Origin of the sequence: Paenibacillus xylanexedens (assembly GCF_007676705.1) — a bacterium.
Lineage (GTDB): Bacteria > Bacillota > Bacilli > Paenibacillales > Paenibacillaceae > Paenibacillus > Paenibacillus xylanexedens_C.
In genome coordinates, this window is the sequence record NZ_VEBF01000006.1 from 1 (window position 1) to 14,269 (window position 14,269).

Genomic DNA, 14,269 nt, shown 5'->3' on the forward strand with positions numbered 1-14,269 from the left:
GCCAGGATCAAACTCTCCAATAAAGTATTGAAAAGAGCGATAAGCTCATTTTGAATCTGACGAGATTAAAAATCTCATTTGTGCTCCAGTCGATCCAAGCCAAGGCTTGTTTCAAACTTTCGCGTTCATTCTGCAAGCAGAATGTTTACTCACTCGTTGTTCAGTTTTCAAAGATCAAACTTGTTTCATTACCGAATGTCGTTCTCTTCAGCAACTCTTATATAATATCATGTCCGAACCAACTTTGCAAGCTCTTTTTTAAGTTTCTTTCGAAGCTTATTTTATTCGCTTGCCGCACCATGTAAACCGTGTTTTCTTGGCCGGACTAATAATATATCATGCAGTACATGTACTTGTAAAGAGTTAATTATTAAAATAACAAATCCACATTTTAACTGTATCACGGACCTTGAATCTAGGATTAAACCTTAGGTTCAATTGTATTATCTTGTAGTTTATCTTTTCTACTTAATCTGTCTTTCTTCTATATATAGAAGATAACCCTCTCAATTCTCACATTCGAGACGATTGGGTTATCTTCTAAAATAAACTATATTTATTTACGTTCTACTTTGTACCCTTTATCCTCAAGCAGTTTCACGATCCCGTGATCGCCCAGATAGTGTGCCGCGCCAACAACAATGAAATACTCCTCGCCTTTGCCGTTTTTCAGGTAGCCATCGATTTTATCCGCCATACCGATATTACGATCAACCAGCATTGCTTTGTTGTACTCCTCGTTAGTGGAGAAGCTATTTGTCAGTTCAAGCAGTTGCTCGTCATTACCCGTTTTCCACATCTCTGCCATTTCATTCACACTGCTATCCAGCACATCGAAGTTTTCAATTGTTGCTTTTAGTGTTTCCTCTTGTGTCTCTTTGGAAAAGTCGTTAAACATGCCAAGTTGAGATTGGTAACTCTCCAACTCAATAACTGGGAGTTTGCGCTCGATCGCCTTCTGGATAAAATACAAATCTACTCCCGCTGACGCTTCGTATCCTGCCGTTGACGACTTCAAACTTGCGAGTGTACTTTCTACTACCCAAGGCTTGAATGCATCCAAAGCATTAGGTTCCAGACCATTTTTCTTCAATACATCGCCCAGTTTAGTATACGTTTCACTTGAAATATGATCTTTAAGTGTTGTGCCGTCTTGATACGAACCCAGACTCAGAACCAACTTTTGCTGCTCTTCATCAGCAGCTTTGCTAATATCAATCTCAACGCCGAGATAATCAGCTTCGGCAAAAGCTTCTTCAAACTCCGGACGCAGTGGATAGAAGCTCTCATCGGCAATATGCATTGAGCCTACCAGGTAGACCGTGTTGCCGTTGCTTTCAACTTCCCACATGAAGCCGCGTCCACCGGTTTGAGCAGTTTCGGTTGCTCCGCCCTTGGATACCAACAGCACTGTGCGCGTTGCAGCATCCCAGCGTACTTCATAACCCGCTGCATCACCAACAACGCGGATTGGAGCATACGTTACACCGTTGATGCGTGTAAGTTTGCTTTTGAGTGTAATTGTTTTGCCATCTACTACAGCCGTGATCGTATCATCTGTCGCAGTCGTTAGCTTCACGTCCATGGCATTCAGCGTAGTGCGCAGTGGAACCAGTGTTGTGCCTTTTTCCAGGATCGGCGCACCTGTAGCATATTTCACAGCTTGATCATTGACCTTGACGGAAGTTCCCTGAGGAGCTGCCATTGCCGGTACCGCAGATGCGAGCAAACCTACTGAGATTGTAAGAGATAAGAGCGTGCGTTTCCAATTCTTCATATTATGTATTCTCCTTTATTGAATATAGTTGCCAATCATTTTAATAGAATGGACATACTTAGATACTACGGATAAAAGTGGGAAATGGTGCCACTCCTTTCCGAAGCAGCACCTTCCCTTAACTATTTTTTTTCAATTTTAAAACAGCACTCATCTTAAATCTTATATGCCTTCATGGCTTTGAACAATTCCTTGAAGGTTGGACGTTTACCGTACATCAGCACACCTGTACGATAGATTTTGGCTGCAAGCCATCCGAAGATGATAATGGATACGATGAGAATCGCTAATGAAGTTAGAATCTCCCAAGTCGGTGCAACCCCTGCGCCGATTCGTACCAGAATCGCGGTCGGCGACGTGAACGGAATAAAGCTTGCGATTTTCAACAACAGAATGTTCGGTGTAGCAATACTGAAGATCGCAATATAGAAGGAAACGAGCGACAGCATCGTGATTGGCAGAACAGCCTGACCGAGTTCTTCAGTACGACTTACCATTGAACCAATGGCAGCGAACAACACGGCATACAGGAAGTAACCCAGAATGTAGAATATGAGTCCATACACAATAACCGCAATATTCACATCCGTGAGATTCATATTGAAGTCACCTAGCACTGCACGGTTATGTGGCAGCAAGACATTTCCGGCAACCACTGCGCCGAAAATCCCGATTTGCAGCATACCCACCATGAAGATACCGATGATTTTCCCAAACATCTGGCTGAGCGGAGATACACTTGTAATCAGAATCTCCATAATACGTGAGCTCTTCTCAGCTGTGATCTCAGAGGCAATCATATTACCTGTCATCATGGTCGAGGTGAATAGCAGGATAATCAACAGGTACACCACAATATAATTAATCGGGCTCATTGCACCTTCAGAATCAGTGCCGGCTCCACTCTCATCTGTGCTCAGGCTTTGTTCAGTGAGCTTCACAGGTGTAGTAATCAGTTCCTTCTGCTCCGCTGTGAGCACATCCTTCACAACCACATCCAGCTTCACACTTTGCAACGCAGCTTCAATGGATGCAATGATCTGAGGTGATACGTCTTCTGCTGAATATAGAATGGGCTGCGGGAACTCTTGCCCGGAAACTGCTTCAAACTTCAGATAGCCATCGGTAAGCCCAGCTTCCGCATCTGCTTTAAGGGCCGCCTCATCTTTGTCTCCACTGGCAATGAATCGATAGGCCTGATCTCCTTGAGCCGCAGAGAAGCTCTCCAGTTTCTCGGAAACTTCAGGCTGCCCTGTACTCAGAAGACCAATATTCACAGGGTTACTGCTTGAAGCTCCGCCAATGGAACCCCCATTGAATAAGGTAATGAAATACGGAATATTGAGTCCGATTGAAATTAAAAGTGCAAGTACAATGGTCGTCACCATGAATGATTTCGTTTTAACTTTGTTTTTAAAAGTAAATCCCGTAATCGTTCCCATTTTATTCATTCGACTCACCTACCTCACGAATAAAGATTTGGTTAAGCGTTGGTTCCTTCAGTTCAAAGTGTTCCACTGTCGTCTGAGTCATGGCTGTTCTCAGAATCTCTTGAGCTGCTTCCACCTGGCCAATATGTATCAGGTAACCGCGCTCATTCCGCTCGACTTTCTTCACACCAGACAACTGTTCGAGTCCTTCCACACTACCAATCGTACCCAGGAATACCTGTTCACGCGGATACCGGCTCTTGATCTCCTTGATCTCTCCTTGTACCACCGTGTTGGAACGATGCAGAATGGTGATCTGACGACACAACTCTTCAACGTGCTCCATACGGTGTGTTGAGAACAGAATGGCCGTGCCTTCGTCACGTAATTCCTTGACGGTGGACTTGAGTAATTCCACATTCACAGGATCCAGTCCACTGAACGCTTCATCCAGAATGAGAATCTGCGGTCTATGCACTACAGCCGCGATAAAGCCCATTTTCTGCTGATTACCTTTGGATAACTCCTCGATCTTCTTATCGTAATACTCCGGTACTTCGAACCGTTCAAGCCAGTATTTGAGACTCTGGTCTGCATCTTTGCCACTCATGCCACGAAGCCGGGCCAGATAATTGATCTGTTCGCTGACCTTCACCTTCGGGTACAATCCGCGTTCTTCCGGGAGGTAACCCATAATCTGTTGTAATTCTGTGCTGTATGACTTGCCATTGTACTGGATGCTACCGCCATCCGGGTGGATCAGTCCAAGCACCATGCGCATTGTTGTTGTTTTGCCTGCACCGTTGGCTCCGAGCAATCCGTAAATCTCCCCCTCTTTTACATTGAGCGTGACTCCATTAACGGCTGTTTTGTCTGCATATTGCTTGACGACTTGCTTCAATTCCAATCGGTTCATCATTTATCGTCTCCCTTCGGTTATTTCCACTGTACGGGTGCATACCCGGCAATCCAGAATGCCAGCACTTCATCCAATTCCAAGTTACGGATTCTCAATACTCGGTTATTCGACAGCTCCAGCCTTTCCTGCGCTTCGCTGACCCGGGTTGTAATTACGCGAACCAGACCTCCCTCTTCCAAAGAAGATTCCACAACACCGGGGATACTCTCTGGCCTTAAGTCTCCTTCATACCAGACTTCCTTCCACTGATCGAGCACCATATCTTTCTCGGCCATCCCCAGTGACTGACCACGGTGCATCAATACGATGTAATCCGCAAGCCTTTTGACTTCGTCCGCAATATGTGTGGCAATCAGAATCGTGGTGTCACCCCCTGCCATGAAAGTACGGAACTGCTCAACCATCACTTTCCAGGCAAAGGGGTCCAGTCCTGATGAAGGCTCATCCAAAAGCAATAGTCGTGGGCGAGCTGCAATTGCAGCTGCAATCTCAAATTTTCGCCGTTCTCCTTTGGACATCTTGTTCAGCTTTACATCAACAGGTACTTCCATATCATGAATCAGTTGGTCGAACAACTTCATATCCCAACGTGGGTACCAGTACGCCCGGAAATGGGCTGCTTCCTGTGCTGTTATCCGGCTCTCTTCTGAACCAGCGTTATCTGCCACAAAACCAATTTGTTGTCTCAGTTCAATGGGAAGTGGCCCATCATGTTCCTGACCAAACCATATAATCTGCCCAGCGTCTGGCAGCACCACTTGCTGCAGCATGTTAAGAAGTGTGCTTTTGCCTGAACCATTGTGACCGAGAATAGCGACTATATACCCTTCCGGGATGGTCAGATCAATTGGGCCAATAACTCTGCGTTTGCGCATTTTGGATACGCCATTCAACTGGATTGCTATGGGTTCCACCGTATGAATCACTCCCTTACTTCACGTAAATAGCCTTCAGGACTTCCCTGAACAGACTCTCCATCTCTTCTTCCGTACAGCCTACCGATTTCCCGGACTGCACCGCTGCCTGCATCGCTTCCTGTGCGGCCTTTAATCTATAATTTTCTCTGTCGCCGGCTTCTACCTGGGCCACAAATGTACCTGTCCCCTGCTTCGTACGAAGCAAGCCTTCATTCTCCAGATCCTGATAGACCCGTCTAACCGTAATAACACTGCAATTCAGTGCTCCGGCGAACTCACGAATGGACGGCAAATGTGTTCCCTCCCCCAACTGACCCGTAATAATTAACGATCTTAACTGATTTTCAATTTGGTGGTATAAAGGTTCAGCGCTATTTTCATTAATTTGAATGGGTATTTTCACATCTTGCACCTCGCCCTCCGGTACACTCCAGTCTGTTACCTGACCGAGCCGGCTTCATCCTGTATTCGTACATACGCTCATATCTCATACATTTAACTCAAATCCCGACAGGCCAGCTTCTTCAGTGTCAATCGACTGAATAACCACAATCCCGCCAAGCCAACTACCAAAGCGATCCACATGATCGGAGACAACAGGCTCCATGATTGGCTCATATCTATCACAAGCTGCAATCCATGGCTTCCTGTCATTCGAATTAGAATGGAGATTACCACGGTGAACGGAATGAACAGCATACTGAGAAGTAAATATTTCTTGCCACTGTGCAAAAACTCTCCATAAATATATAAGCCAGTCATGAGAAGCCCGTAACCTGTCCAGGTTATGCTAAAGGCCAGATATTGATCCCATCGGAACCCTTCGAAATGAAGTCCAACCACATATAACGATCCGTAGAAAAAGATACCATTGTACGCAAACGCCATCAGAGACTGCTGGAGCCTGGACCACATCACTGTCTGTTCTGGAATAGGAAGTCTGCGATAATAGGTCAGCATCTGTGTATAGGAATCCTCTTGAATGTAACGAAAGGATCGTCTACTGAACAAGAATCCTTGAAATGGTACCATGATCAAAAAGTAGGCATCTGCAAAAGGATTCAAAAAATCCGTCTGTTGTTGTCCCAATAACATCACACCGCCCATGCCGCCAGTGTATATCATGAAGATTACGGTCCACAGCCATTGGAGCCTATCCTTGTTCATCTCGCTACGGGTCAGCCACCAAGCCTGCTTCCATGCGTTCATATCATTGCCTGCCTTTCCATCTGTCATTAGAGTGCCTTTACTCACTGTGTTTACTGTGTATATCAATATACACAGTATACAAACCACTCGCTTATCCCGTCAACCCCTTATTTTCCTGAATCAGGAAAGCAGGATGGGATTCATCTTCGATTTACGTTAAAATAAAACTTGATTCTGAACATACAGAGGTTCATTGTAAAATCATTCACTTAACTGGTACATAGAAAGGTTGATTCATCTATGGATTCGCTGATTGAAATTGGTTTTGTGTTCCTTTTCCTTATCGTGGTCATCTGGCTAATTGTTCGCGTTGAACCCAAACGACAGTCTGCCAAAAAAGGCAAACATCGTATGCAGCGTAACAACCGCTATACCGATTCTTCTTCGGCATACCCGGTCATTACCAATGAAGACTCCTATACTCATCATTCCAGACACACACAGGATCACAAACACCAAGAAAGTGATTCTTCTTCAGGACATCATCACTATCACAGCAGTGATAGCGGAGGTAGCAACGACAGTGGTGGAGATAGTGGCGGCGGAGACAGTGGGGGTGGCGGGGATTAGACTCATTCCGCAATCACAAAAAAAAGGGCTGTACCCGTTATTGTGTAAACACAATTCGGGTACAGCCCTTTGCCGTTCTCTAGCACCTGTTAGAAGAAGAGGCCTTGCGATTAAACGAGGTTATAACCACTAGGCAGACTACGGTTGCGGCGGATCGCACGAATCTCGGCCAGAGTCAACCGCTGATTCGTGGAGATCAGGGATTCCACGTCATTGCCTCGGATCAGATCATCCAAATCTCTCAAGTTGGTGTTGCCTCGGAAGACCCGGAATCCACCTTGGAAGTTAGGACGTGTAAACACAACCAGTGTTGCATTCGAACTTGTTGAGAAAAAGCGCAGGCTCTCCACCCCGTCCAAAATATTGTCCAGGTTACGAAGACCCGTGTTGCCACGATAGATGCGGCTTCTCCCTCTGTAGTTCTCTTCTGAATACACCGTAAGACGTGGATACGTTTGACTGACGTTGACTGTTTTTTTCATTTTGTTTCCCCCTCTCGAACTCATTCTATGAATGAATGAGAGAGGAAGCGTGGACGAATCGTCTGCTAGATTCGTCCATTTTCATATTTTCAGAAGAAATGAGTGGCATACATCCAAGAAAGCCGATAGTTAGATGTCTTCTTTATACACCGAGAATGGCTTCCCATACCGGACGTGTATGACCACCAGGATATAACAGATACAACAGGACATACACGATAACACCTGTCAGTGCCGAGCCGAACCAGATCATGGACGTGAACTTGCCCCAACGGCGATGTGTTCCGAACTTCTTTTTAAACCCCAGCACCAGTGTGGAGATCCCGAATATGGCAGCCACAGTAGCCAGAATGATATGAAAGATTAGAAATATCCGGTAAAAGATCTCCAGGTCCGGGTCCCCACCCCAAGCCGTATTGCCCACAAATACCGTGCGCGACATATAGATCACAAAGAAGATCAGAGCCGCAATTGCTCCTGCGACCATGGCGGACTGGTGTGCCTCACGTTTGCCCCGAATAATCAGTGCCCACCCAATCCCCACCAGTACTGCACTAATCACAATGAAAGAAGTGCTGATCGTGGGTAGCCAAAAATACATATCCATCGTGTGTTCCCCCTCTTGTCAGAACATTGCCTTAATTATTTGGCAGCCGGATTGAGCGGCCCTCCTGTGCCTCCTGCGGGATATGAATCATCGTCATCTTCCTGTTTCTCTTTCCGATACCATTGAAAAAATACATAGGCCAGCATGGAGGCAAAAATCCCCTCCTGGATAAACTTCATCACAATGCCACCCACCTGCTGATCTTCCTTCGCCGAAGACAAAAAGTTGAAGAAGGCAGGCCCACCGAATGAGCGAAGTAATGCCGTAGAATCTCCAGACACACAATACCGCATGGCTTCAGCCCATACCGCCGGGTTGCTGTACGTCTGATACAATGGCTCGGACGCAAAGATAATCAATCCGCACGCAGGCGTAAGCAGCACCATATTCAAGAAAATAAAACCGATCTTGGATAACCCCGATGCTTGTCTGCCTTCTGGTAACGGATTCAGCAATGTCCACCACATGAGCATGGAAGTGATGAACAGTGCAATGTAATACAATCGGTGAACGGTAAAATTCAGCATAACGTAGTCATGCACAATCGGCAGGTGATACAGCGAGAACAGCCCGTTAAAGAGCACTGCCGCAACGATCGGATGAGCGAGGAACGATAGCTGACGTGTTGGCAAGCAACGCACGATTCTCCGCCATACCCAGATCGGCAATCCTTTCATCATCAGCGGCGGGGCTACCAGATAAGAGAACGCCATGCTCACCATATGGAAGCTAAACATCACGTGACCAAGCAGATTAAAGGGTCCCGCTTGAGCTAGATACAGGACGAACAGCCCTGTAATAAACATGATTTTCTGTGCAGCAGTCGCTGGCTCTGCATCCTTTATTTGCTCGCTTAACGGTCCGACAAGCAATAAGTAGGCTGCAGCAATGATCAGAAATAAAGCCAATATAAGCGGACTCCACAAGTCGTTGAAGCTAAAGTATTGCAACCCGAGCATACGGGAAACCTCCCCGTGACCTAATTTGATTGTTGCCAATATCTTTCTGAGAAGTTCCATTCGCCAAAAAGGGGAAAAGACGGCGGCAATGCGCCGCCGCCATCTCTTTTACCACCAGACCCAATAGAGTGCCATAATGATGCACGTAAAGGCTACGAAAAAGCCAAAAGCCATGAACAGAATTGGCATCAAATGCCCTTTGTCCTTCATGTGCATCCAGTAACCTAATTGAACAAATACCTGAAGAATAGCCATAACGAGCAAAATAATAATCGTAAAGGTTGTGTTGACCCCTCCGGCAGAAGCAGCCGCAAACGCAATCAGCGTGAGAATAATGGAGAAGATAAACACCACGACGTGTTTCTGTGGCCCTTCCGTCCGGTGACGGTGTTTCACAGGTTGTTGATCTGTCTTATCCTGTGCCGACATGTCTTAGCCCACCTTTCCGAGCAGGTACACGACCGTAAAGATGAACACCCAGACCACGTCAATAAAGTGCCAGTACATTGCGGAGACGTATACTTTAGGTGCAGTTACGACCGTCAATCCTTTTTTGAACAATTGTCCGATAATGATTCCGATCCATACAATACCGAAAGCAACGTGGGCTCCGTGGAACCCGACCAGTGTATAAAATGCTGAACTGAATGCACTTGTGGTCATGCCGAACTCTTTATGTTTCACATACTCATAGAACTCGTATATTTCCAGTGCGAGAAATCCCATACCCAGCACCACTGTGATGCCCAGCCACAATGCCAGCGCATCTCGTTTGCCTTTATGCATAGCCTGAATGGCAAATACACTCGTCAAACTGCTGACCAGGAGAATGAACGTTGCAGCTGCCACGAGTGGTAGGTGGAACAGTTCATTCGCCGTAGGTCCATCATTGGTTTGGCCACGAAGAGCCAGGAAGGTAGCAAAGAGTGTACCGAACAGTACCGTCTCGCCGCCAAGGAACAACCAGAAGGCAATAAGCTTGTTACGTCCTTCCAGCGTTGCTTTCTCCGGTTCATGCGGCAATTTGTCGTTCACCGGTTCGGCATGTGAGGTTGTCATGTTCTAGCCCCCTTCTCATCCTGATCCTCCGGTTCAATATGCCAGCCATGATCATCATAAAGTGAACGAAGTGCCATTGCGCCGAATGTGATTACGAGACCAATAATAACTACAATATAATTGTTAAAAATGACATTCATAAACGCATTACCAAATTCATCCTTGCTGAACATCAAGCCAAGTCCTGCGATAAAGATACCTACTGACATCACAAATGGCAACGGTGTCGCTGAAGGCATATGAATCGAACCTACAGGTTCTGCCGGTGTCATCTCCGTATGTCCTGCCATTTTTTCCTTCCAATAAGCATCAATTCCACGTACCAGCGGCGTCTGCTTGAAGTTATATTCGGGCGGCGGAGATGGAATAGACCATTCCAGTGTACGGCCGTCTTCCCACGGGTCGTTCGGTGCACCAGCTGGTTTTCTCGTTGTGATCACGATGTTCACGAGGAACATGATAACCCCAACACCCATTAGAAATGCACCGACGGAGCTGACCAGATTGAGCAGGTCAAAGTCCTGATTCGGCAAGTATGTAACGATCCGGCGCTGCATCCCCATCAGACCGAGGAAATGCTGTACAAAGAACGTTAATTGGAAACCGATCATAAATGTCCAGAATGTCCATTTGCCCAGTGTTTCGCTGAGAATACGTCCGAACATCTTCGGCCACCAGTAATGTAATCCTGAGAACAATCCAAGTACGAGTCCCCCTACAATAACGTAGTGGAAGTGGGCTACAACAAAGTACGTATCATGGAACTGGAAGTCTGCCGGAGCAGATGCCAGCATAACGCCTGTAACGCCACCCATAACGAAGGTTGGGACGAATCCAACTGCGAACAGGTTTGCCGCTGTAAAACGGATCTGTCCACCCCACATCGTAAAGAGCCAGTTAAAGATCTTGATTCCTGTAGGTACGGCGATCAACATCGTGGAGATGGAGAAAAGCGCGTTGGCTACATTACCCAGACCGGTTGTAAACATGTGATGCGCCCATACCATGAAGCCCAGGAAGGCAATCAGGATGGTAGCAAATACCATGGAGCTGTATCCGAACAACCGTTTACGCGAGAAGGTCGGAATAACCTCTGAGATAATACCAAATGCCGGCAAGATAAGAATGTATACCTCCGGGTGTCCGAAGATCCAGAAGATGTGCTGCCAGAGTACCGGGTTACCACCACCTGCGACATCGAAGAAATTCGCTCCCAGAATACGGTCAAACGTTAAGAGTACAAGCCCTACCGTGATGGCAGGAAAAGCAAAAAGGATAATGGCAGATGTAATAAATGTCGTCCATGTAAACATCGGCATCCGCATGTATGACATGCCTGGAGCACGCATTGTAATAATTGTCGCGAGAAAGTTAATGCCCCCAATGAGTGTTCCCAGACCCGCGATCTGAAGGCCTATGGTGTAGAAATCCACGCCATGCGTTCCACTATATTCACTGCCCGAAAGCGGCGTATATGAAGTCCAGCCCGCATCCGGTGCTCCGCCCATAACCCAGCTCAAGTTCAGTAACAGTCCACCAAACAGGAATGTCCAGAAACCGAGCGCGTTAAGAAACGGAAAAGCAACGTCCCGTGCCCCGATCTGTAAAGGCACAACAGCATTCATAATGGCAAAAATAAGCGGCATGACTCCAAGGAAAATCATCGTTGTTCCGTGCATGGTAATCAATTCGTTGAAGACCTGTGCTGATACAAAACTATTCATCGGTTTCATCAGCTGAATCCGAATCAAAATGGCTTCAATGCCACCGATTCCAAAGAAAAATCCACCCGCAACCAAATAAAGAATGGCGATTTTTTTGTGATCGACGGTGGTGATCCAATCCATCAAGCCCCTGTACCTCTTGACGCTATGCGCATGAGCCAAGGTTGTGTACCCCCTTCTTCGTCCTTGCTGTTCTATTCATAGTCCAATTTGTAATTGGCCAGATATTCGGCAATTCCGTCGATTTCTTCATCCGTCAACCCAAGATCTTTGGGATTCGGCATGGTGTTACCCGGCTTCACGGATTGTGGATCATGGAGCCATTCTTTCATGTTATCCAGTACCGGATTACCTTCTTCCTGTCCCTCACGATAATTCAGCAGAATACCTGCGACAGATTCTTTGCCGCCGATTCCCGTCAGGTTAGGTGCAACAGGTCCACCTTGATCGCCAACAGCGTGGCAAGAAAGGCAGTTTGTTTTGAACTTTTCAGCCAATTGAGCATCTTCAGGAAGGACTGCGGGTGCTTTCATTTGATTCACCCATCTGTCAAAGGATTCCTGACTCACTGCTTTTACCTTAAATTCCATGAAAGCATGCGATCTGCCACATAATTCGGCACATTTACCGCGGTAAACGCCTTCATTTGGTGCGGAGAAACTGAACTTGTTAAGCGTTCCATCCGGGTTTGTGTCCATTTTGCCCGCAAGTGACGGCACCCAGAAGGAGTGAAGCACGTCAGCGGTTTTTAATTCGAATGCGATTTTGGTTCCGGTCGGGATGATGAGATCTTGAGCGGTGGTTACGTCATATTGAGGATAAGTGAATTCCCACCAGTACTGATGCGAGGTGACTTGGACCTTAAGTGCGTTTTTGTCATTAGACAGATCTTCGCCTTGGGCAAAAATCGTTTGTACCGTCGGTACTGCCAGAACAATAACCAGCAATAACGGAATGGCTGTCCATATTACTTCCAGCTTGAAATTACCTTCAACCTGTTCGGGCATCTCAGTCTGCCCGGCCCGTCTGCGAAACCGGATCAGGACATAGGCCGCTATGGCGAATACAATGATGAGCACCACGATCATAATCGCAATGGACAGCTTCATCAGATCGTATTGGCCTTGCGCCACAGGACCCTGAGGTTTCATTACCGACAAGTCTTCCCGCCCGCATGCGGATAGCAGCAAAGAGAACACCGCCAGCAAGGGGAGAATTCGCTTTGCAACCTGCCACTGTTTCATCATTGATCTACCCCACTTTTTTACGTTTTCGTAGATTACCGTTGTCGTTCGGTAGAAAGGCAACAAAAGGTACGTTTCAGCACGATACGCATAATCCTCTTCGTCATACAGAACGCTTACAAAAATAACGCTTCCAGTACTCCCGTCATTTCCTGCTCAGGGCATGTCTGCGCATTCTTCCAATTCATTCTATATGCTTCAATCACTTATTAAATATAAGTTGAGGGTATGATTTTGTCAATCTTTGGACACATGTTCACAAATTGTTCACTTTATGTAAAAAACCGCTCTGCAACTTGATTTGTAAACGATTTCAGTTAAAAATATTACACTCTACATTTGAAAATTTTTGCCAAATTTCGGTGATAAAACTTGATTTATTGGCGATTTTTCTCACATTGAAAACATGCGGTATTATGCAAAAGAAAGGTTCATTTTTATGGAAACCATCTTCCATATCAATCCAAAAGCCATGCATACCGCTCCATACTGCTTTCATTAAGTCCAAAAACAGCATGGAGCATTCCTGAGAAGTTCAACTCAAGTTATCATCTTTACTCACCTTATCTCACGTGCCATTGGTCAGGATCAAAGGGCCATCCCCCGTTATGGCAACCGTGTGTTCATACTGAACTCCCCAGCTGCCATCTACCGTTCTTACCGTCCACCCATCCTCATCCCATATAACGGCTCCGGAACTGCCTTTCGTAAAGATCGGTTCAATCGTTATGACCATCCCCTCGGTGAGCAGCATGCCGGTTCTGCGTTTGCCATAAGGCAGTACATTCGGAGGTTCATGAATATACTGACCGATCCCATGACCGATGAGAGGCTTCACAATCCCGTACCGATATAGTCGGGCTGTTCGTTCAATGGCGCTTCCAATATCTCCGAGCGTATTGCCTGGGACTGCCTGTGCTATGGCTCGCTCAAGTGCTTTCTCCGTACGCCTCATCAGCTTGCGAATGGATCTGCTTGGTTCGCCAATGCCATATGTCCAGGCTGAGTCAGCAAGCCAGGTGTCTTTGTTCACCACCATATCGATGGTCACCACATCCCCGCTTGCCAGCGCCTCATTGCTCGGAAATCCGTGGCACACCACTTCATTGACGGAGGCACAAGTCGCGTATGGATATCCTTTATACCCTTTTTGCTCTGGTGTAGCCCCATGTTCTGCGAGGAAATCTTCAACACGCTCGTTGATCTCTGCTGTTGTGATGCCGGGGACCATCCATTGCTCAATATGTTGGTGACAGCTGCGCAAAATTCGTCCTGCTTCCCGCATGTAGCCAATCTCTTCTTTGGTTTTCAAAATAGGGTCCACATGCATTCATCCTTCCCGCTGTAGGTGTACTCCCATATATATGCAGCA

General features: G+C 46.6%; 16 protein-coding genes. 1 reads left to right on the forward strand and 15 read right to left on the reverse strand.

Translation table 11 applies throughout. From position 1 onward, the window contains the following. Nucleotides 1-556: 556 nt before the first annotated feature. The 6 genes from FS628_RS24210 to FS628_RS24235 form a co-directional block, all read right to left on the reverse strand. Nucleotides 557-1,777, reverse strand: coding sequence for a TraB/GumN family protein (locus tag FS628_RS24210; RefSeq protein ID WP_145325539.1), 1,221 nt, complete (start codon nt 1,775-1,777; stop codon nt 557-559). A 155-nt stretch (nt 1,778-1,932) separates the two neighbouring features. Then, nucleotides 1,933-3,228 carry an ABC transporter permease gene (locus tag FS628_RS24215; RefSeq protein ID WP_145325540.1) on the reverse strand — a complete coding sequence of 432 codons (1,296 nt, stop codon included), beginning with the start codon at nt 3,226-3,228 and terminating at the stop codon, nt 1,933-1,935. Continuing rightward, complete coding sequence (locus FS628_RS24220) at nt 3,221-4,123, reverse strand: ABC transporter ATP-binding protein (RefSeq protein ID WP_145325758.1); 903 nt, start codon at nt 4,121-4,123, stop codon at nt 3,221-3,223. The genes FS628_RS24215 and FS628_RS24220 overlap by 8 nt, the downstream gene beginning before the upstream one ends. A gap of 20 nt (nt 4,124-4,143) precedes the next feature. Further along, complete coding sequence (locus tag FS628_RS24225) at nt 4,144-5,040, reverse strand: ATP-binding cassette domain-containing protein (RefSeq protein ID WP_145325541.1); 897 nt, start codon at nt 5,038-5,040, stop codon at nt 4,144-4,146. Nucleotides 5,041-5,056: 16 nt separating this feature from the next. Next, a complete protein-coding gene (locus FS628_RS24230) occupies nt 5,057-5,446 on the reverse strand; it encodes a GntR family transcriptional regulator (RefSeq protein ID WP_036613231.1) in 390 nt (129 codons plus the stop codon). A gap of 92 nt (nt 5,447-5,538) precedes the next feature. Beyond that, nucleotides 5,539-6,279 (reverse strand): hypothetical protein, encoded by a 741-nt coding sequence (locus FS628_RS24235; protein WP_145325542.1) that lies wholly within the window; start codon nt 6,277-6,279, stop codon nt 5,539-5,541. Nucleotides 6,280-6,492: 213 nt separating this feature from the next. Between FS628_RS24235 and FS628_RS24240 the strand changes: the two genes are divergently transcribed. Beyond that, on the forward strand, nt 6,493-6,822 hold the full coding sequence (locus FS628_RS24240; RefSeq protein WP_145325543.1) for a hypothetical protein: 330 nt from the start codon (nt 6,493-6,495) through the stop codon (nt 6,820-6,822). Between the two features lie 110 nt (nt 6,823-6,932). On the opposite strand, the gene FS628_RS24245 is transcribed toward FS628_RS24240, so the two are convergent. From FS628_RS24245 to map, 9 genes are all read right to left on the reverse strand, one after another. Beyond that, nucleotides 6,933-7,304 (reverse strand): hypothetical protein, encoded by a 372-nt coding sequence (locus tag FS628_RS24245; protein WP_145325544.1) that lies wholly within the window; start codon nt 7,302-7,304, stop codon nt 6,933-6,935. A gap of 142 nt (nt 7,305-7,446) precedes the next feature. Further along, the gene (locus FS628_RS24250; protein ID WP_145325545.1) at nt 7,447-7,911 is read right to left on the reverse strand and encodes a DUF420 domain-containing protein; all 465 of its coding nucleotides are present in this window, start codon (nt 7,909-7,911) and stop codon (nt 7,447-7,449) included. A gap of 35 nt (nt 7,912-7,946) precedes the next feature. Further along, complete coding sequence (gene ctaG / locus FS628_RS24255) at nt 7,947-8,870, reverse strand: cytochrome c oxidase assembly factor CtaG (RefSeq protein ID WP_145325546.1); 924 nt, start codon at nt 8,868-8,870, stop codon at nt 7,947-7,949. A 108-nt stretch (nt 8,871-8,978) separates the two neighbouring features. Then, entirely contained in the window at nt 8,979-9,299 is a 321-nt protein-coding gene (locus tag FS628_RS24260) for a cytochrome C oxidase subunit IV family protein (protein WP_076332731.1), read from the reverse strand. Nucleotides 9,300-9,302: 3 nt separating this feature from the next. After that, entirely contained in the window at nt 9,303-9,929 is a 627-nt protein-coding gene (locus FS628_RS24265; protein ID WP_047840264.1) for a cytochrome c oxidase subunit 3, read from the reverse strand. Then, entirely contained in the window at nt 9,926-11,776 is a 1,851-nt protein-coding gene (gene ctaD, locus FS628_RS24270) for a cytochrome c oxidase subunit I (RefSeq protein WP_440131311.1), read from the reverse strand. The genes FS628_RS24265 and ctaD overlap by 4 nt, the downstream gene beginning before the upstream one ends. 71 nt (nt 11,777-11,847) lie before the next feature. Further along, on the reverse strand, nt 11,848-12,900 hold the full coding sequence (coxB, locus tag FS628_RS24275) for a cytochrome c oxidase subunit II (protein ID WP_145325548.1): 1,053 nt from the start codon (nt 12,898-12,900) through the stop codon (nt 11,848-11,850). Nucleotides 12,901-13,210: 310 nt separating this feature from the next. After that, nucleotides 13,211-13,396, reverse strand: a complete 186-nt coding sequence (locus FS628_RS24280; protein WP_222125285.1) for a hypothetical protein — start codon at nt 13,394-13,396, stop codon at nt 13,211-13,213. Nucleotides 13,397-13,465: 69 nt separating this feature from the next. After that, nucleotides 13,466-14,227, reverse strand: a complete 762-nt coding sequence (map, locus tag FS628_RS24285) for a type I methionyl aminopeptidase (RefSeq protein WP_145325550.1) — start codon at nt 14,225-14,227, stop codon at nt 13,466-13,468. Between the last annotated feature and the right edge of the window lie 42 nt (nt 14,228-14,269).

Bases quoted from the DNA above. Each gene is read 5' to 3' on its own strand.
- FS628_RS24210 (WP_145325539.1), bottom strand. From the start codon at position 1,777: ATGAAGAATTGGAAACGCACGCTCTTATCTCTTACAATCTCAGTAGGT.
- FS628_RS24215 (WP_145325540.1), bottom strand. From the start codon at position 3,228: ATGAATAAAATGGGAACGATTACGGGATTTACTTTTAAAAACAAAGTT.
- FS628_RS24220 (WP_145325758.1), bottom strand. From the start codon at position 4,123: ATGAACCGATTGGAATTGAAGCAAGTCGTCAAGCAATATGCAGACAAA.
- FS628_RS24235 (WP_145325542.1), bottom strand. From the start codon at position 6,279: ATGACAGATGGAAAGGCAGGCAATGATATGAACGCATGGAAGCAGGCT.
- FS628_RS24240 (WP_145325543.1), top strand. From the start codon at position 6,493: ATGGATTCGCTGATTGAAATTGGTTTTGTGTTCCTTTTCCTTATCGTG.
- FS628_RS24245 (WP_145325544.1), bottom strand. From the start codon at position 7,304: ATGAAAAAAACAGTCAACGTCAGTCAAACGTATCCACGTCTTACGGTG.
- FS628_RS24250 (WP_145325545.1), bottom strand. From the start codon at position 7,911: ATGGATATGTATTTTTGGCTACCCACGATCAGCACTTCTTTCATTGTG.
- ctaG (WP_145325546.1), bottom strand. From the start codon at position 8,870: ATGCTCGGGTTGCAATACTTTAGCTTCAACGACTTGTGGAGTCCGCTT.
- FS628_RS24260 (WP_076332731.1), bottom strand. From the start codon at position 9,299: ATGTCGGCACAGGATAAGACAGATCAACAACCTGTGAAACACCGTCAC.
- FS628_RS24265 (WP_047840264.1), bottom strand. From the start codon at position 9,929: ATGACAACCTCACATGCCGAACCGGTGAACGACAAATTGCCGCATGAA.
- ctaD (WP_440131311.1), bottom strand. From the start codon at position 11,776: ATGGATTGGATCACCACCGTCGATCACAAAAAAATCGCCATTCTTTAT.
- coxB (WP_145325548.1), bottom strand. From the start codon at position 12,900: ATGATGAAACAGTGGCAGGTTGCAAAGCGAATTCTCCCCTTGCTGGCG.
- FS628_RS24280 (WP_222125285.1), bottom strand. From the start codon at position 13,396: ATGAAAGCAGTATGGAGCGGTATGCATGGCTTTTGGATTGATATGGAA.
- map (WP_145325550.1), bottom strand. From the start codon at position 14,227: ATGCATGTGGACCCTATTTTGAAAACCAAAGAAGAGATTGGCTACATG.